The sequence below is a fragment of the Streptomyces sp. NPDC001410 genome, from assembly GCF_042895235.1.
Classification (GTDB): domain Bacteria; phylum Actinomycetota; class Actinomycetes; order Streptomycetales; family Streptomycetaceae; genus Streptomyces.
In genome coordinates this window covers 46,107-63,316 of record NZ_JBIAWE010000007.1, presented here as the reverse complement: position 1 = coordinate 63,316, position 17,210 = coordinate 46,107, and the positions used below count along the sequence as shown (strand labels likewise).

General features: G+C 68.8%; 17 protein-coding genes and 1 tRNA gene. 9 read left to right on the top strand and 9 right to left on the bottom strand.

The window, feature by feature from the left end:
• Nucleotides 1-16 precede the first annotated feature (16 nt).
• A tRNA-Leu gene (locus ACFY3C_RS16470) sits at nucleotides 17-100 on the bottom strand.
• A gap of 387 nt (nucleotides 101-487) precedes the next feature.
• Between ACFY3C_RS16470 and ACFY3C_RS16465 the strand changes: the two genes are divergently transcribed.
• The 6 genes from ACFY3C_RS16465 to pknB all read left to right on the top strand — a co-directional run bounded on the left by ACFY3C_RS16465 (nucleotide 488) and on the right by pknB (nucleotide 8,647).
• Complete coding sequence (locus ACFY3C_RS16465) at nucleotides 488-1,336, top strand: FhaA domain-containing protein (protein WP_390771190.1); 849 nt, start codon at nucleotides 488-490, stop codon at nucleotides 1,334-1,336.
• A gap of 10 nt (nucleotides 1,337-1,346) precedes the next feature.
• Nucleotides 1,347-1,865, top strand: coding sequence for an FHA domain-containing protein (locus tag ACFY3C_RS16460; RefSeq protein WP_386572729.1), 519 nt, complete (start codon nucleotides 1,347-1,349; stop codon nucleotides 1,863-1,865).
• 140 nt (nucleotides 1,866-2,005) lie between these two features.
• On the top strand, nucleotides 2,006-3,547 hold the full coding sequence (locus ACFY3C_RS16455) for a Stp1/IreP family PP2C-type Ser/Thr phosphatase (RefSeq protein ID WP_390771189.1): 1,542 nt from the start codon (nucleotides 2,006-2,008) through the stop codon (nucleotides 3,545-3,547).
• A 24-nt stretch (nucleotides 3,548-3,571) separates the two neighbouring features.
• A complete protein-coding gene (locus tag ACFY3C_RS16450) occupies nucleotides 3,572-5,020 on the top strand; it encodes an FtsW/RodA/SpoVE family cell cycle protein (RefSeq protein ID WP_390771188.1) in 1,449 nt (482 codons plus the stop codon).
• A complete protein-coding gene (locus ACFY3C_RS16445; protein ID WP_390771187.1) occupies nucleotides 5,017-6,498 on the top strand; it encodes a penicillin-binding transpeptidase domain-containing protein in 1,482 nt (493 codons plus the stop codon). The genes ACFY3C_RS16450 and ACFY3C_RS16445 overlap by 4 nt, the downstream gene beginning before the upstream one ends.
• Before the next feature lie 172 nt (nucleotides 6,499-6,670).
• Nucleotides 6,671-8,647 carry a Stk1 family PASTA domain-containing Ser/Thr kinase gene (pknB, locus tag ACFY3C_RS16440; RefSeq protein ID WP_390771186.1) on the top strand — a complete coding sequence of 659 codons (1,977 nt, stop codon included), beginning with the start codon at nucleotides 6,671-6,673 and terminating at the stop codon, nucleotides 8,645-8,647.
• Nucleotides 8,648-8,715: 68 nt separating this feature from the next.
• Here the strand turns inward: pknB and ACFY3C_RS16435 are convergent, their stop codons facing one another.
• From ACFY3C_RS16435 to ACFY3C_RS16410, 6 genes are read right to left on the bottom strand one after another with little or no spacing between them, the layout of a single operon-like run.
• The gene (locus tag ACFY3C_RS16435; RefSeq protein WP_390771185.1) at nucleotides 8,716-9,465 is read right to left on the bottom strand and encodes a class E sortase; all 750 of its coding nucleotides are present in this window, start codon (nucleotides 9,463-9,465) and stop codon (nucleotides 8,716-8,718) included.
• A gap of 14 nt (nucleotides 9,466-9,479) precedes the next feature.
• Nucleotides 9,480-10,637, bottom strand: a complete 1,158-nt coding sequence (locus tag ACFY3C_RS16430; protein WP_390771184.1) for a class E sortase — start codon at nucleotides 10,635-10,637, stop codon at nucleotides 9,480-9,482.
• Entirely contained in the window at nucleotides 10,634-11,272 is a 639-nt protein-coding gene (locus ACFY3C_RS16425) for an aminodeoxychorismate/anthranilate synthase component II (RefSeq protein ID WP_386572719.1), read from the bottom strand. Before ACFY3C_RS16425 ends, ACFY3C_RS16430 begins: the two co-directional genes overlap by 4 nt.
• Entirely contained in the window at nucleotides 11,269-11,466 is a 198-nt protein-coding gene (locus tag ACFY3C_RS16420; RefSeq protein ID WP_186581498.1) for a hypothetical protein, read from the bottom strand. Before ACFY3C_RS16420 ends, ACFY3C_RS16425 begins: the two co-directional genes overlap by 4 nt.
• 16 nt (nucleotides 11,467-11,482) lie before the next feature.
• Nucleotides 11,483-12,172: a class E sortase gene (locus ACFY3C_RS16415; protein WP_390771183.1), complete on the bottom strand. Its 690-nt coding sequence runs from the start codon at nucleotides 12,170-12,172 to the stop codon at nucleotides 11,483-11,485.
• Nucleotides 12,173-12,194: 22 nt separating this feature from the next.
• On the bottom strand, nucleotides 12,195-12,983 hold the full coding sequence (locus ACFY3C_RS16410) for a DUF881 domain-containing protein (protein WP_390771182.1): 789 nt from the start codon (nucleotides 12,981-12,983) through the stop codon (nucleotides 12,195-12,197).
• Between the two features lie 140 nt (nucleotides 12,984-13,123).
• Here ACFY3C_RS16410 and crgA point away from each other — a divergent pair, with 140 nt between their 5' ends.
• On the top strand, nucleotides 13,124-13,378 hold the full coding sequence (gene crgA, locus ACFY3C_RS16405) for a cell division protein CrgA (RefSeq protein ID WP_386572716.1): 255 nt from the start codon (nucleotides 13,124-13,126) through the stop codon (nucleotides 13,376-13,378).
• A gap of 260 nt (nucleotides 13,379-13,638) precedes the next feature.
• On the opposite strand, the gene ACFY3C_RS16400 is transcribed toward crgA, so the two are convergent.
• A complete protein-coding gene (locus ACFY3C_RS16400) occupies nucleotides 13,639-14,526 on the bottom strand; it encodes a rhomboid family intramembrane serine protease (protein WP_386572715.1) in 888 nt (295 codons plus the stop codon).
• Between the two features lie 123 nt (nucleotides 14,527-14,649).
• Nucleotides 14,650-15,183 carry a peptidylprolyl isomerase gene (locus ACFY3C_RS16395; RefSeq protein WP_386572714.1) on the bottom strand — a complete coding sequence of 178 codons (534 nt, stop codon included), beginning with the start codon at nucleotides 15,181-15,183 and terminating at the stop codon, nucleotides 14,650-14,652.
• 243 nt (nucleotides 15,184-15,426) lie between these two features.
• On the opposite strand from ACFY3C_RS16395, the gene ACFY3C_RS16390 reads away from it, so the two are divergent.
• Together ACFY3C_RS16390 and ACFY3C_RS16385 are read left to right on the top strand one after the other, a co-directional pair.
• Nucleotides 15,427-16,128 (top strand): DUF5324 family protein, encoded by a 702-nt coding sequence (locus ACFY3C_RS16390; protein WP_386572713.1) that lies wholly within the window; start codon nucleotides 15,427-15,429, stop codon nucleotides 16,126-16,128.
• A gap of 206 nt (nucleotides 16,129-16,334) precedes the next feature.
• Complete coding sequence (locus ACFY3C_RS16385; RefSeq protein ID WP_390771181.1) at nucleotides 16,335-17,159, top strand: SDR family oxidoreductase; 825 nt, start codon at nucleotides 16,335-16,337, stop codon at nucleotides 17,157-17,159.
• The last annotated feature ends 51 nt before the right edge of the window (nucleotides 17,160-17,210 follow it).

Sequence of the window (17,210 nt, the reverse complement as noted above, 5' to 3'; positions counted from 1 at the left end):
CGTCGGTTTCTCTCTGTGCGCGAGGGGGGAGTTGAACCCCCACGCCCTTGCGGGCACTGGAACCTGAATCCAGCGCGTCTGCCTATTCCGCCACCCGCGCATTGGGTGTGTCTTCCGGCTCCGTCCCTTTCGGGCTGGCCCCTTCCGACATGCAGAACATTAGCACGCCGTACGGGGTGGGTTCACATCCCTTCCCGGCCCCCGGTCCCCACCCCGTACCCGGCCACGTTTCAGGGAGTCCCTGGTCACGTATCAACCTCGTACCGGTCCAGGGCATCTCCCCAGGAGGCGGACCGGGAGCACAGCAGGGTGCGGGACACTGGTCAGTGTCCGCCTCTACGATCCTTGTCTGGAGGGGTTCGAAGGGCAGCCGCTCGGGGAACCGGCTGATTGCCGGACGCGTAGATACGATCAGTAAGCAGTACCGGGCAGGACAGCGGCACAGAGCAGGGCAAGGAAGCAGCGTCAGCGACGGAGGAGGTGCCCCATGGGAGTCCTGAAGAAGTTCGAGCAGCGTCTCGAAGGTCTGGTCAACGGCACCTTCGCCAAGGTCTTCAAGTCCGAGGTCCAGCCGGTGGAGATCGCCGGTGCGCTCCAGCGGGAGTGCGACAACAACGCCACCATCTGGAACCGGGACCGCACCGTGGTCCCCAACGACTTCATCGTGGAGCTGAGCGCGCCGGACTTCGAGCGCCTCAGCCCCTACTCCGGGCAGCTCGGCGACGAGCTGGCCGGCATGGTGCGCGACTACGCCAAGCAGCAGCGCTACACCTTCATGGGCCCGATCAAGGTCAACCTGGAGAAGGCGAACGACCTCGACACCGGCCTGTACCGGGTGCGCTCGCGCACCCTCGCCTCCTCCGCCAGCCAGCAGGGCGCGGCCCCCTCGGCTCCGGCCAGCCGCCCCGGCCAGGGCGGCTACGGCCACCCGCCCGCCGCTCCCGCCGGAGCGCCCCCGATGCCGTCCGCGCCGCCGCCCGGCGCACGGCCCGGCGGCTACGGCTACCCCCAGCCCGCCGCGCAGCGGCCCTCGGCCGCCCCGGCGAGCGGCGGGCGCACCCGCTACTGGATCGAGATCAACGGCAACCGCCACCAGATCTCCCGCGCGACGCTGGTGCTGGGCCGCAGCACCGACGCCGACGTGCGGATCGACGACCCCGGCGTCTCCCGCCGGCACTGCGAGATCCGGACCGGAACGCCCTCGACGATCCAGGATCTCGGCTCCACCAACGGCATCGTGGTGGACGGGCAGCACACCACCCGCGCTACGCTCCGCGACGGCTCGCGGATCGTCGTGGGCAGCACCACCATCATTTACCGGCAAGCCGAAGGGTGAAGCGGGGGCAATGTCAGAGCTGACCCTCACGGTCATGCGGCTGGGTTTCCTGGCCGTACTGTGGCTGTTCGTGATCGTGGCCGTGCAGGTCATCCGAAGCGACCTGTTCGGTACGCGTGTCACCCAGCGCGGGTCGCGCAGAGAGGCCGCACGCCCGCAGCAGGCGGCCCGGCAGCAGTCCGCGCCCCCGCAGCAGCGCGCCCAGCAGGGCGGCGGCGGCCGACGCGGCCGCAACGCCCCCACCAAGCTGGTTGTGACCGAAGGCACACTGACCGGCACCACCGTCGCGCTGCAGGGCCAGACCATCAGCCTGGGCCGGGCACACGACTCCACGATCGTGCTGGACGACGACTACGCCTCCAGCCGCCATGCCAGGATCTACCCGGACCGCGACGGCCAGTGGATCGTCGAGGACCTCGGCTCCACCAACGGCACCTATCTGGACCGGTCCCGGCTGACGACCCCCACACCGATCCCGCTGGGCGCGCCGATTCGCATCGGCAAAACCGTCATCGAGCTGCGGAAGTAGTGCTACGTCATGAGTGAGCGCGAGCGGAGCGAGCACGCAGCGGCAGGCCGCACCCCGGTCTGCGGCGCGCTCCCGACCGGAGGGTGGGCAGTGTGGCTCGACACGACCGGCTGTACCCGGAGCCGACTGGCGAGGTGCGCATGAGTCTGTCACTGCGCTTCGCCGCCGGATCGCACAAGGGCATGATCCGGGAGGGCAACGAGGACTCCGGTTACGCCGGTCCGCGCCTGCTCGCCATCGCCGACGGCATGGGCGGCCAGGCGGCCGGCGAGGTCGCCTCCTCCGAGGTCATCTCCACCCTGGTCACGCTCGACGACGACGTGCCCGGCTCCGACATCCTCACCTCCCTCGGCACCGCCGTGCAGCGCGCCAACGACCAGCTGCGCGCCATGGTCGAGGAGGACCCCCAGCTCGAGGGCATGGGCACCACCCTCACCGCCCTGCTGTGGACCGGGCAGCGGCTCGGTCTCGTGCACGTGGGCGACTCGCGGGCGTACCTGCTGCGCGACGGGGTGCTGACCCAGATCACCCAGGACCACACCTGGGTGCAGCGGCTCGTCGACGAGGGCCGGATCACCGAGGAAGAGGCCACCACCCACCCGCAGCGCTCCCTGCTGATGCGCGCCCTCGGCAGCGGCGACCACGTCGAACCCGACCTGTCGATCCGCGAGGTCCGGGCCGGCGACCGCTACCTGATCTGCTCCGACGGCCTGTCCGGCGTCGTCTCCCACCAGACGATGGAGGAGACCCTCGCCAGCTACCAGGGCCCGCAGGAGACCGTGCAGGAGCTGATCCAGCTCGCGCTGCGCGGCGGCGGCCCCGACAACATCACCGTCATCGTCGCCGACGTCCTCGACCTGGACACCGGGGACACCCTCGCCGGGCAGCTGTCCGACACCCCGGTGGTGGTCGGCGCCGTCGCCGAGAACCAGCACCACCTGCACGACAACGGCATCATGCAGACCCCGGCCGGCCGCGCCTCCCACCTCGGCCGCCAGGGCCACGGACAGGGCGGCGGCGAGTTCGGCCCGCCCGGCTCCGGCGACACCGGCTACATCCCGGCCGGAAGCTTCGGCGACTACACCGACGAGGACTTCGTCAAGCCGCGCAAGGGCCGCAAGTGGCTGAAGCGGTCCCTCTACGGCGGCCTGGCCCTCGCGGTCATCGGCGGCGGCCTGTACAGCGGTTATCGCTGGACACAGACGCAGTACTACGTCGGCACCAGCGGCGAGCACGTGGCGCTGTACCGCGGCATCAGCCAGGACCTGGCGTGGGTGTCGCTCTCGGAGGTGGAGAAGGACCACCCCGAGATCGAACTCAAGTACCTGCCGCCCTACCAGCAGAAGCAGGTCAAGAACACGATCGCGGCAGGTGGTCTGCAGCAGGCCCAGACGAAGATCGAGGCACTGTCCGTGCAGGCCTCCGCGTGCAAGAAGCAGGCGGAACGCACGGCAGCGGAGACCGAGAAGAACGCCAAGACGGGCCAGGGCGAGGCCGGAGGCACCACGGGAACCACCCGTACCTCCCTCACGTCCAAGGCATCACCGACGCCGAACCCGTCGGCCTCCACGACGTCTCCGAAGTCCAAGTCCCCGACCCCGTCCGCGACCGCCACGCCCAATCCCGGCCCGAGCCTCTCCGAGGATGAGCAGAAGGTCGTCGATCAGTGCGGCAAGCAGTAAAGCCGTGAGAGGCCCTGTCACACGATGAGCAGTACTTCGAATTCGCCGACCCACCACACGTCCACGATCGGCGCGATCGGCGCACCGAGCCGTCGCAACACCGAGCTGGCCCTGCTGATCTTCGCCGTGGCCATCCCGGTGTTCGCCTACGCCAACGTGGGCCTGGCCCTCGACGACCAGGTGCCCGCGGGCCTGCTGGCCTACGGCCTGGGCCTCGGCCTGCTGGCCGGCATCGCCCACTTCGTCGTACGGAAGTTCGCCCCGTACGCCGACCCGCTGCTGCTGCCCCTGGCCACCCTGCTCAACGGTCTCGGCCTGGTCGCCATCTGGCGGCTCGACCAGTCCAAGCTGCTGCAGGGCATCGGCGTGGCCGGCGGCAAGGCGACCAACCAGCTGATCTACACCGCGATGGGCATCGCGCTCTTCGTCGCTGTGCTGTTCTTCCTCAAGGACCACCGGGTCCTGCAGCGCTACACCTACATCTCCATGGTCGGCGCGCTGGTCCTGCTGCTGCTCCCGCTGGTCCCGGGCCTCGGCGCCGACCTCACCTACGGCGCCAAGATCTGGATCCAGGTCGGCAGCTTCACCATCCAGCCCGGTGAGTTCGCCAAGATCGTGCTGGCGGTCTTCTTCGCCGGCTACCTGATGGTGAAGCGGGACGCGCTGGCGCTGGCCAGCCGCCGCTTCATGGGCCTGTACCTGCCGCGTGGCCGCGACCTCGGCCCGATCGTCGTCGTCTGGGCGATGTCGATCCTCATCCTGGTCTTCGAGACCGACCTCGGTACGTCGCTGCTGTTCTTCGGAATGTTCGTCATCATGCTGTACGTCGCCACCGAGCGGACCAGCTGGATCGTCTTCGGTCTGCTGATGTCCGCGGTCGGCGCCGTCGGCGTGGCGAGCTTCGAGCCGCACATCCAGGTGCGTGTCCAGGCGTGGCTCAACCCGATGCACGAGTACGTGCTCAGCCGCACCCCGGGCGTCACCGGCGTCCACTCCGACCAGCTGCAGCAGGCCCTGTGGGCGTTCGGCTCCGGCGGCACCCTCGGCACCGGCTGGGGCCAGGGCCACTCCGAGCTGATCCGGTTCGCCGCCAACTCCGACTTCATCCTCGCCACCTTCGGCGAGGAGCTGGGCCTGGCCGGCATCATGGCGATCCTGCTGATCTACGGCCTGATCGCGGAACGCGGCGTGCGCACCGCCCTCGCCGCCCGCGACCCGTTCGGCAAGCTGCTCGCCATCGGCCTGTCCGGCGCTTTCGCCCTCCAGGTCTTCGTCGTGGCAGGCGGTGTGATGGGCCTCATCCCGCTGACCGGTATGACGATGCCGTTCCTCGCCTACGGCGGTTCCTCCGTGATCGCCAACTGGGCGCTGATCGGCATCCTGATCCGCATCAGCGACACCGCCCGCCGGCCGGCGCCCACGCCCGCAGCCAACCCCGACGCCGAGATGACCCAGGTGGTCCGCCCGTCATGAACAAGCCCCTGCGCCGGATCGCGATCTTCTGCGGACTCCTCGTCCTCGCCCTGCTGATCCGCGACAACTGGCTCCAGTACGTGAAGTCCGACGCGCTGCGCACCGACAAGGACAACCGCCGGGTCGCCATCGAGCGGTACGCGAACCCGCGGGGCGACATCATCGTCGACGGCGACCCGATAACCGGATCCGTCGAGTCCAAGAGCGGCGACTTCAAGTACAAGCGCACGTACAAGAACGGGCCCATGTGGGCCCCGGTCACCGGCTACTCCTCGCAGGCCTTCGACAGCAGCCAGCTGGAGAAGATCAACGACGGCATCCTCACCGGCACCGACGACCGGCTCTTCTTCCGCAACACCCTCGACATGATCACGGGCAAGCAGAGGCAGGGCGGCAACGTCGTCACCACGCTCAACGCGGCCGCGCAGAAGGCGGCGTACGAGGGCCTCAAGAACCAGGGCGGCAAGGGCGCCGTGGTCGCCCTCGACCCGTCCACCGGCAAGATCCTCGCGCTCGCCTCGTACCCGTCGTACGACCCCTCGTCCTTCGCGGGCAACTCCACCGACGTGGACTCCAAGAACTGGACCAAGCTCCAGAAGAAGAACAACCCGGCCGACCCGATGCTGAACCGGGCGCTGCGCGAGACCTACCCGCCGGGCTCCACCTTCAAGGTGGTCACGGCCGCGGCCGCGCTGGAGAACGGGCGGTACAAGTCGGCGGACGAGAACACCGACTCCCCGCTGCCCTACATCATGAAGGGCACCACCACCGAGCTGAAGAACGAGGGGAACATCCCCTGCAAGAACGCGACCATGCGTGAGGCGCTGCGCGTGTCCTGCAACACCGTCTTCGGCAAGATCGGCGCCGACCTCGGCAACGACAAGATGCTGGCCGAGGCGAAGAAGTTCGGCTTCGACTCCGAACAGTTCACCCCGGTCCGCGCCAACGCCTCGGTGTTCTCCGAGCACATGAACTCGTCGCAGACCGCCCTGTCCTCCATCGGCCAGTACAACACCGCGGCCACCCCGCTGCAGATGGCCATGGTCGCCTCGGCCGTCGCCAACGACGGCAGGCTGATGAAGCCGTACATGGTCGACGAGCTGCAGTCCTCCAACGTCGACCCGGTCGCCAAGACCGAGCCGAAGGAGCTGAGCCGCCCGCTGTCGCCGACGAACGCGCAGATCCTGCAGTCGATGATGGAGACCGTCGTCAAGAGCGGCACCGGTCAGAGGGCGCAGATCGGCGGCGGCGTCACCGTCGGTGGCAAGACGGGTACCGCCCAGCACGGTGTGGCGAACAGCGCCAACCCGTACGCGTGGTTCATCTCATACGCCAAGCTCAGCGACGGCAGCTCGCCGGTCGCCGTGGCCGTGGTGGTCGAGGACGAGAACGCCAACCGCGACGACATCTCCGGTGGCGGCCTGGCCGCCCCGATCGCGAAGAGCGTCATGGAGGCGGTCATCAGCACCAAGAAGTGACCCTGCACACGTCCCCTTCACATCGTTGCACGTTGCGATACCGGTCCTGTATCGGGTTACGGGCTTGGCCAGGTCACACAACGCGAGCCGGGTACGGTAGGCCCGGACGGCAGCCTTCGGCCGCACACGGACGTGCGCGGCCGAGACCGACGGAGAGGGCTGGTAGGTAGCTATGGAAGAGCCGCGTCGCCTCGGCGGCCGGTACGAGCTGGGCCAGGTGCTCGGCCGTGGTGGCATGGCGGAGGTCTACCTCGCGCACGACACCCGGCTCGGCCGCACCGTGGCAGTGAAGACCCTGCGCGCCGACCTGGCACGCGACCCTTCCTTCCAGGCCCGCTTCCGCCGGGAGGCCCAGTCGGCCGCCTCGCTCAACCATCCCGCGATCGTCGCGGTCTACGACACGGGCGAGGACTACATCGACGGGGTCTCGATCCCCTACATCGTGATGGAGTACGTCGACGGTTCGACACTCCGTGAGCTGCTTCACTCCGGCCGCAAGCTCCTGCCCGAGCGCGCGATGGAGATGACCATCGGCATCCTCCAGGGCCTGGAGTACGCCCACCGCAACGGCATCGTCCACCGTGACATCAAGCCGGCGAACGTCATGCTGACGCGCAACGGCCAGGTCAAGGTGATGGACTTCGGCATCGCCCGGGCCATGGGCGACTCCGGCATGACCATGACCCAGACCGCCGCGGTCATCGGCACGGCGCAGTACCTCTCCCCGGAGCAGGCCAAGGGCGAGCAGGTCGACGCCCGGTCGGACCTCTACTCGACCGGCTGTCTCCTCTACGAGCTGCTGACGGTACGGCCGCCCTTCGTGGGCGACTCCCCGGTGGCCGTGGCCTACCAGCACGTCCGCGAGGAGCCGCAGGCCCCGAGCGTCTTCGACCCCGAGATCACCCCCGAGATGGACGCCATCGTCCTGAAGGCGCTGGTCAAGGACCCGAACTACCGCTACCAGTCGGCCGACGAGATGCGCGCCGACATCGAGGCCTGCCTCGACGGCCAGCCGGTCGCGGCGACGGCCGCGATGGGCGCGGTCGGCTACGGCGGCTACCCCGACGACCAGCCGACGACGGCGCTGCGTCCGGATGCGGGGGCCGGCGCCACGTCGATGCTGCCCCCGATGAACCCGGACGACGGCGGCTACGGCTACGACGACCGCCCCGACCGGCGCCGCCAGCAGAAGAAGAACAACACCTCCACGATCCTCCTCGTGGTCGCGGCCGTGCTGGTCCTGATCGGCGCGATCCTGATCGGCAAGTGGGTCTTCAGCCAGAAGAACACGGACGAGACCTTCGCAGCCCCGCACTTCGTCGGCAACAGCTACGCCACCGCCCAGCAGATGGCCACCAACCGCGACCTGAAACTGGCAAAGCCCACCTTCAAGCCCTGCGACAACCAGCCGAAGGGCAACGTCTGCACCCAGGACCCCCAGGCGGGTACGGACGTCAAGAAGGGCGACACGATCAAGCTGGTGGTGTCGACGGGCGCCCCCAAGGTCACCGTGCCGGACGTCCGCGGCATCCAGTTCGACGATGCTGAGTCCCAGCTGAAGGACAAGGGCTTCACGGTCGACAAGAAGATCGAGGTCTCCACGCAGACCCCGGGTGTCGTCACCGCCCAGAACCCCCTTGGCGGCACGAAGAAGGAGAAGGGCTCCACGATCACGCTCACGGTCGCCAAGGCCGAGGAGAAGATCACGATCCCCAGCGACCTCGTCGGCAAGTCCTGCGACGACGCCAAGACCGAGCTGCAGAACCTGGGCCTGGTGCCGACCTGCAACGACACCCCGACCAACAACCCCGACGACGACGGCAAGGTCCTCTCGACCAACCCGCAGGCGGGCGAGCAGGTCTTCAAGAACACCAACGTGGTGATCAACGTCGGCAAGGTGCAGGGCCCGCAGCAGACGCAGGTCCCGCAGGTCCAGAACCAGAAGCTCAAGGACGCCCGGAAGATGCTCGAGCAGGCGGGTCTTCAGGTCGCCGTCCAGGGCTCCCAGGACGACAACGCCGTCGTCGTCACCTCCAACCCGACCCCGGGCACCACGGTCAACCAGGGCGACACGGTCACCCTGTTCACGGTGGACCAGGGCGGCAACAACAACGGCGGGACGAACATCTTCGGCGGCACCAACGGCTGACGCCCCGCACCTATGAGTGGGCCCCTGCCGGGAAGTTCCGGCAGGGGCCCACTCATAGGTGCGGCGTCTCAGCGCAGCTCCGCCGGCGGTGTCCGCTTGCTGTCCACCTTCTCCACGCGGACCAGCTCGCCCCACACCACGTAGCGGTATTCGGACGTGTAGACCGGGGTGCACGTCGTCAAGGTGATGTAGTGGCCCGGCTTCTTCTTGCCGGACTCCTTGGGGATCTGGGAGAGGACCTTGACGTTGTACTTCGAGGTCTCGGGGAGGATCGAGTACACCTTGTAGACGTACCAGTCGTCCTTCGTCTCGAAGACGATCGGGTCGCCCTTCTCCACCTTGTCGATGTTGTGGAACTTCGCGCCGTGGCCGTCCCGGTGCGCGGCGAGGGTGAAGTTGCCCTCCTTGCCGGTCATGGGGAGCGTGGCCCTGCCGGGGTCCGTGTAGTAGCCGGCCACGCCGTCGTTGAGGACGTCCGTGCCCGTGCCCTTCTCGACCAGGACCTCGCCGTTGCGCATCGCCGGCACGTGCAGGAAGCCGATGCCGTCCTTGGTGTCCAGCGCGCCGGGTCCCGAGTCGGTGGCGTGGGCCCAGTGGTCACGGACCCTGTCGGCCTCCCGGTCCGCCTTGCGGTCCGCTATCACGTTCGTCCACCAGAGCGAGTAGACGACGAACAGGCCCAGCAACACGCCCGCCGTGATGAGGAGTTCGCCGAAGGCGCTGACCGCCAGCGCGATCCGGCCGGGGCGGCGGCGCGGGGCCGGGGCCTCGTCGGACGCGTCGGTGTGCTCTTCGGTCTCGTCGGCGGTCGCTGCCACTTGTTCCCTCTGCCTTACTCGATGAGCGCGTCCGGCTTGCCCTTGCTGCGCGGGCGTTCCTCGACCATCTTGCCCCAGACGATCAACCGGTACTTGCTGGTGAACTCCGGCGTACAGGTGGTGAGGGTGATGTACCGGCCCGGCTCGGTGAATCCGGAGCCCCTGGGGATCGGGTTCAGCACACTGGTGTTGGACGGCGGGGTCACCGGCAGCATCGAGGTCACCTTGTACACGAAGTACGTGTCCTGCGTCTCGACCACGATCGCGTCGCCGGCCGCGAGCCTGTTGATGTACCGGAACGGCTCACCATGGGTGTTGCGATGCGCGGCCAGTCCGAAGTTGCCGGTCTTCGCGTCCGGCATCGCCGTCTTCAGCGCGCCCTCGCCGTAGTGGCCGACCATCCCCTTGTCGAGCACCTTCTTGTTGCTGACGCCCTCCGCGATCGGCGCCACCACGTCCAGCTTCGGGATGTCCAGGATGGCGAAGCCCTGCCCCGGCTCGAACACCCCGGGGGCCCGCCTGCCGCTGGCCCAGTCGTCCTGCAGCTGGTGTGCCTCACTGCCCGCCTGCGCATGAGCGCGGACGTTCGTCCACCACAGCTGGTAGGTGACGAACAGCAGCATCAGCACGCCGGTGGTGATGAACACCTCGCCGATCGCCCGGCTCGCGACGACGGCCGGGCTCGGCTTGCGCAGCCGCGCCTGACGTCGGGCCTCGACACGGGAGAGCGGCCGCTGCGACGCGGACTGCGAGGGGGTGTCCGGCCCGCCCGCCGGCCCTCGGCTCCCGCCATGGCGGCCACCGCGCCGCTTGGCGGCCTTTCTGCGGGCCGCACGGCCACCCGGTGTGGTTCCGGTGGTGGATGAGGCCGAGGAGGCTGCAGAGGCGCGTAGGGACCCGTTCTGCGGGCCCGGCGGCGGATCGGGGATCCGCAGCGCCACCGTCTCGTCGTCGATCGGCGGCAGCAGCGTGGTCGCCTGCTCGTCCACCGAAGCCGTCGGAGGCATCCCGGGCGCCCTATATGTCTGCCCCTGATGTGGTTGAGGCGCCGAAGCCATCAGAGGCATCGGCGCCGTAGGGGCGTCGCCCGCGGCCGCGTACGGCGCAGAGCCGTAGGACTCGTACGGTGTCTCCCCGTACAAGTCCTCGCGCTCCGGGCGCAGCGCGGTCACGCCGTGGCCCTGCCCACCACCGGGGCGAGCCCCGCAGACCTCGCCACCGCACCCTGGTCGCCACACTCCACCAGCCAGTTGGCCAGCATCCGGTGCCCGTGCTCGGTCAGCACCGACTCGGGGTGGAACTGCACACCCTCGACCGGCAGTGCGCGGTGGCGCAGGCCCATGATGATGCCGTCGTGCGTGCGGGCCGTGACCTCCAGCTCCGCCGGGACGGTGGCCGGCTCGGCGGCCAGCGAGTGATAGCGGGTCGCCGTGAAGGGCGAGGGCAGCCCGGCGAACACGCCCTTGCCCCCGTGTTCCACCAAGGAGGTCTTGCCGTGCAGCAGCTCCGGCGCCCGGTCCACCACACCGCCGTACGCCACCTGCATCGACTGCATACCGAGACAGACACCGAAGACGGGGACACCGGTCGCGGCGCAGTGGCGGACCATGTCCACGCACACCCCCGCCTCCTCCGGCGTACCGGGCCCGGGAGACAGCAGCACACCGTCGAAGCCGTCCTGGGCGTGCGCCGTCGACACCTCGTCGTTGCGCAGCACCTCGCACTCGGCACCCAGCTGGTACAGGTACTGGACCAGGTTGAAGACAAAGCTGTCGTAGTTGTCGACGACGAGAATCCGCGCACTCACTGGTTGTCCACCGTCACATCGTTGAAGGGCAGCAGCGGTTCGGCCCAGGGAAAGACGTACTGGAACAGGACATAGATCACGGCCAGGACCAGTACGAGTGAGATCAGCGCCCTCACCCACGCGTTCCCCGGCAGATGCCGCCAGATCCAGCCGTACATGCCGTCCCTTCCGTTCCACCACGGCACCTGACTCACGCCGTACTGCACCAGACTAACGGCGCAGCGCCTTCGGTTCGCCTGACTCCACGGGCTGGGTGGAGTCAAGGTGCGCCCACACGATCAGCCGGTGGCTGTGCCCCCATTCCGGATCGCACGTGGTGAGCGTCAGATACCGGCCCGGACGGGTGTACCCCGACTTACGTGGCACAGGGTCGATCACCTCAACGTCCGCCGGCACGGTTTTGTAGGGCCCTTTGTCGATCCGATACGTGAACCAGGTGGTTCCGTCCGTGAGCACCACCGCATCACCCGGCCGCAGCCGCGGGAAGTCCTTGAAGGGGTCGCCATAGGTACGCCGGTGGCCCGCGACCGCGAAGTTGCCCTCCTGACCGAGCCGGGCGGTCCCGGTGTAGTGGGCGAGGCCCTTCTTCAGCACGTCGGCGCCCGTGCCCTCCAGCACCGGCTTGTTCCACGTGGAACCGAGCCGCGGAATGTACATGATCGCGAACGGCCTGCCGTAGTGGTACGCCGCCGGCTCCGCCGCACTCGCCGCGGCCCCGGTGCTCCCCCCGGCGGACTCGACGCTCCCCTTCGACCACTGCCGGTGCAGCTGGTCGATCTGGTCGTTCATGACGCCGTCGGCCTGGACGCCGGTCCAGAACAGCACGTAGACGACGAAGAGCACGATCAGGGCGCCGACGGTGATGCACAGTTCGCTGACGGTCCGGACGATCACGCGCACCGGCGGCTCCTGACGGGGGGACCTACTCCACTGGCTTCGCGTAGTGCAGATCCACTGTGCCCGAGTAGCCCGGCAGAGTCACCGTCCCGTCCTCGGTGACTTTCCAGCCGAGGCCGTAGACGTTGACGTACACCATGTAGGTCTGGATCGCCTTGCTCGCGGCGAGCGCCTGCTGCAGCTTCCCGGGGTCCCCGATAGCGGTGATCTTGTACGGCGGTGAGTAGACGCGACCCTGGAGGATCAGGGTGTTGCCGACGCAGCGCACCGCGCTGGTGGAGATCAGCCGCTGGTCCATGACCTTGATGCCCTTGGCCCCGCCCTGCCACAGGGCGTTGACGACGGCCTGGAGGTCCTGCTGGTGGATGACCAGGTAGTCGGGCTGCGGCTCGGGGTAGCCCGGAAGCTTGGCGGTCGCGTTCGGCGGAGCGTCGTTGAGGGTGACGCTGATCGCCTTGCCGGTGAGCTTCTGGGTGCCCGCGGTGTCCTCCAGGCCCCGGAGCTTCTCGTCCTGGGCCTTGGTGCTCCCGTCGTCGCTCTCGGCGAGCGCGTCCACACCGTCACGCAGCGTGGCGTTGGACTCGTCCAGCCCCTTGTTCTTGCGGCTGCGCTCCTGGATCAGGTCGGACAGCTTCAGCAGAGAACCGTCCTGGCGGATGTCGGTGCCCTTGGCCGTGTTGAAGCTGGTGAAGAAGATGAGGCCGGCCAGCGCGAAGACGGCGATGGTGAGGAGCCGCACCGGGCGGAAACGAAGTCCACGAGACGGGCCGGAACCCGTTGATCCCGTCCCGGGGGAGTCGGCAGAATTGCTCAACGTACCCTTATCTCCTTCGGCGCCGCGGAAGCACTACGCTAACGGACGCCCGGGGGAGCACTAAGTGTCCCCTTGTACGCTGCCCCGGACCGACCCAGTTACCTGCGCGGCCACGCAGCGCATCGACAGGAGAGACCCTCGTGCCGAAGTCACGTATCCGCAAGAAGGCCGATTACACGCCGCCGCCCGCGAAGCAGGGGCAGGCCATCAAGCTCACCAACCGCGCCTGGGTCGCGCCGGTCATGCTGGCCATGTTCCTCATCGGCCTGGCCTGGATCGTCGTCTTTTATGTGAGCAACGGCTCGCTGCCGATCGACAGCCTGGACAACTGGAACATCGTGGTCGGTTTCGGCTTCATCGCCGCCGGGTTCGGTGTCTCCACGCAGTGGAAGTAGCGGGTCCGCGCTAGCTCTGCCCAGGGCTGTTCACTGAGTTATCCACAGGCTGGTTCGATTTCCACACCCCGCCTGGGGAAAAGACTACGATCTGTGGATAACCCATCGGACGTTGACGCCGGTGTGACTGCCCTACTGGCCCTCATACATCCGTTCGCCCCCTGCCCGACCTGTGGAAACGCATCCGAGCGGCAGGGGGCACAGCTGTTCCCGCACAGCGTGCACAAGATTCGGCACGCACTGTGGACAACGGTTCGGTATCAGGTGAGCTGAGCGGTCCTGAGCAGCACCATGCCCACCACCACGGCCAGGACGAGCGCACAGGTGCCGTACTGGACCAGCGCCCGCTTCTCGCGCGGGGCGTGGACCATGGCGTAGCCGGTGACGACACCGGCGACCAGGCCGCCGATGTGGGCCTGCCAGGCGATGTTCATCCCCGGGCTGAAGGTGATGATCAGGTTGATCACCAGCAGGGCGATCATCGGCCGCATGTCGTAGTTCATCCGACGCATCAGGACCGCGGTCGCGCCGAACAGGCCGAAGATCGCTCCGGAAGCGCCGAGCGAGGCCGTTGTCGGAGGCGTGAGCAGGTAGGTCAGCGCGCCGCCGGCCAGCCCGGAGACGAAGTAGACGGCCAGATAGCGGGCCCGGCCGAGGGCCGCTTCCAGCGGGCCGCCGATCCACCACAGGCTCAGCATGTTGAAGCCGATGTGCCAGTACTCCTGGTGCGTGAACATCGACGTCACGAAGCGGTACCACTCGCCCCCGGCGACACCCGACGTCGGTGTGAACGGCTTCAGCGGCCAGGCGCCGTAGAGCACCAGGTCGTTCAGCAGCGAGCTCTTGGCCTGCACCGCGATGAACACGGCGATGTTGATCCCGATGAGGATCTTGGTGACCAGCCGCGGGTCGGCCGTGACCGTGCCGCCCGCCACCGTGCGCGGCTGGGACGCTGCCGGGGCGTGTCCGGTGCCGGATCCGCTGCGGACGCATTCCGGGCACTGGAAGCCGACCGAGGCGCTGACCATGCACTCGGGGCAGATGGGGCGCTCGCAGCGGGTGCAGCGCACGCCGGTCTCGCGGTCCGGGTGCCGGTAGCACCCGGGCAGGCTCCGGGCGTCCTGCGTGCTGCCTTCGGCCTGTTCCATGAGATCCCCTTGCTGGTCGTGGCTTGTCCCCCGGCCCATACCCCGCCCCGCTCTTCCCTACGGACGAGCGGGACGTTTGGTTCCCTGTGCTTCCTCGGGGCGGATGCCGGGGTGCGCCCGGGCTCAGCCCTGGCGCTTCTCCACGACGACCGTCTCGATGACGACGTCGTTGACGGGCCGGTTGTTCGGGAGGGTGGTCGGCACGGCGGCGATCGCGTCCACGACCTTCTGGCCGGCCGTGTCGGCGACCTCGCCGAAGATCGTGTGCTTGCGGTTCAGGTGCACGGCGGGGCTGACCGTGATGAAGAACTGGGAGCCGTTGGTGCCCGGGCCCGCGTTGGCCATGGCGAGCAGGTAGGGCCGGTCGAAGCGCAGGTCCGGGTGGAACTCGTCCGCGAACTCGTAGCCGGGGCCGCCGATGCCGTTGCCCAGCGGGTCGCCGCCCTGGATCATGAAGCCGCCGATGATCCGGTGGAAGATCGTGCCGTCGTAGAGCTTGTCGTGGGTCACCGCGCCGGTGCCCGGGTGCGTCCACTCCCGCTCGCCCTGAGCGAGCTCGACGAAGTTCCTGACGGTCGCGGGCGCGTGGTTCGGGAACAGCTTGACCACGATGTCGCCGTGGTTGGTCTTCAGGGTGGCGTAGAGCTGCTCGGCCACGGCATGCCTTCCGTTGTCCTCGTGTGACTCCCCGATCCTCGCACGGTGCGGGGTCGGCGACGCCCGGCCGCCGTGAGTTCCGCCGCGCGGGGAGCGCCCGGCGGGGATTCGTGGCAGGGTCGACAGGAAGGCCTTGTTGCACCCATATGCCCGCCCTCGCATGACGCGCGGGCTGTTGGCAGGCATGATCCTTAAAAGGGTGGAAAGGCGAATTACCGTACGCCACCGAGGAGGAGGAAACCCGTGACCCGCATCGACAGCGTGCGCGCCGCGACCGGCTCGGCGAAGGACAGCGTGCTGCACGCCGCGGAAGTGGTGGCGCCCTACGCCGACACGGCCAAGGAGCGTGCCGCGTATTACGCGCAGGAGGCACGCGTGCGGCTGGCGCCCGTGGTGTCCCAGGCCGCCGAACAGGCCCGTGTGCAGTACGACGCCCGGCTCGCCCCGCGGCTGGAGCAGGCTCTCGCGCATGTGCCGCCGAAGGTGGACCTGGCCGCGCAGGAGGCCGCCGACCTGACCCGGAAGGCCGCCCGACAGGCGGCCGAGTACTCCCGTCCGAAGATCGAGCATGCGATGGCCGCTGCCGCTCCGGTGGCGGACGAGGCCGCCGCGCGGGGTGCCGCCGCCCTGGTCGCGCTGCGCGGTCAGGTTTCGGCGCAGGAGATCCAGAAGCTGGCTCGCAGGAACGAGCGGCGCTCCCGCAGGGGCCGTGCCCTGAAGGTGCTGGCGCTGTTCGGGCTGGTGGCGGGGGGCGCGTTCTTCGCCTGGAAGTGGTGGGACAAGCAGGCCAACCCCGACTGGCTGGTGGAGCCGCCCGCCGCGACGGAGGTGCCCGAGTCGGGCCGGCTGAGTTCGGTGGACGGCACCGGCTCCTCGTCGCTGGACCCGGAGGTCCAGGCGAAGCAGGCCGAGGAGGACGCGGCCGACCGCGACGACAAGGACTGACGACAAGGACTGGGGTGGGCCGGCACCTTCCGGGTGTCGGCTCGGGTGCCGGCCGGGCCGTGGGGCGGACGACGTGTGGGTCGTGCGCCCCACGGCTCGTTCTGGTTGCCGGATATTGACGGCGATATGCGACATAGTTGTGCATAAAGTGATCAAATCCGGAGAGGCGGCTCGGCCCGCCCCACCCTCCTCACAAGGACCGCCCCTTGAAGACCGTCGTCGTCACCGGAGCCACCAGCGGCATCGGCAAGGCCACCGCGCTCGACCTGGCCGCCCGCCGGTTCCACGTCATCGGCACCGCCCGCACCCCCGACAAGGCCGAGAAGCTCGCGGTCGCCGCGGCCGAAGTCGGCCTCACCGTGCGCACCGTCCTCCTCGACATGACGGACCCGCGTTCCTGCCAGGACGCCGTCATGGAGATCGACGAGCTGACGGAGGGGGGACCCTGGGCTCTGGTCAACAGCGCGGGGGTCGCACCGGTCGGCGCCTTCGAGGACGTGTCCGAGGAGGACGCCCGGAACGCCCTGGAGGTCAACCTGCTGGGCGCGGCCCGGATGACCCGGCTGGTGCTGCCGGGTATGCGGCGCCGGGGGGAGGGGCGGATCGTCCAGGTGAGTTCGCTCGGGGGGCTGGTCTCCGTCCCGTTCACCGGCTGGTACTGCGCGAGCAAGTACGCACTGGAGGCTCTGACCGACAGCCTGCGTATGGAGATCGCCGGCAGTGGCGTCCACGCCTGTCTGATCGAGCCCGGCTTCGTCAACACGCCCATGCTCTCCAGGGGGCTGGCGGACTTTCCGGCCGACTCGCGGTATGCGAACGGCTACATGGCCGCCCGCCGGCTCGTCGCCTCGTGGTCGCCGCCCGGCCCGGAGACCGTGGCCCGTGCCGTGCGCCGGGCTCTTCTCGCGCAGAAGCCGCACCGCCGTTACCGCGTGGGGCCCGGGGCGGTGGCGGCGCCGCTGCTGCGTCTCGCGCCCGCGGCCGTCAGCGATTTCGTCGTCCGCACCGCTCTGCGCCTGAAGAAGGGGTGAGGCGGCGTCCGTGACGTGTGCTTCGGCTGATCCTGGTCCGGCGTGGGCCTG

What these genes read in the sequence shown, in the direction of transcription:
- ACFY3C_RS16465 (WP_390771190.1), top strand. Translation starts at nt 488, where the DNA reads ATGGGAGTCCTGAAGAAGTTCGAGCAGCGTCTCGAAGGTCTGGTCAAC.
- ACFY3C_RS16460 (WP_386572729.1), top strand. Translation starts at nt 1,347, where the DNA reads ATGTCAGAGCTGACCCTCACGGTCATGCGGCTGGGTTTCCTGGCCGTA.
- ACFY3C_RS16455 (WP_390771189.1), top strand. Translation starts at nt 2,006, where the DNA reads ATGAGTCTGTCACTGCGCTTCGCCGCCGGATCGCACAAGGGCATGATC.
- ACFY3C_RS16450 (WP_390771188.1), top strand. Translation starts at nt 3,572, where the DNA reads ATGAGCAGTACTTCGAATTCGCCGACCCACCACACGTCCACGATCGGC.
- ACFY3C_RS16445 (WP_390771187.1), top strand. Translation starts at nt 5,017, where the DNA reads ATGAACAAGCCCCTGCGCCGGATCGCGATCTTCTGCGGACTCCTCGTC.
- pknB (WP_390771186.1), top strand. Translation starts at nt 6,671, where the DNA reads ATGGAAGAGCCGCGTCGCCTCGGCGGCCGGTACGAGCTGGGCCAGGTG.
- ACFY3C_RS16400 (WP_386572715.1), bottom strand. Translation starts at nt 14,526, where the DNA reads ATGGAACAGGCCGAAGGCAGCACGCAGGACGCCCGGAGCCTGCCCGGG.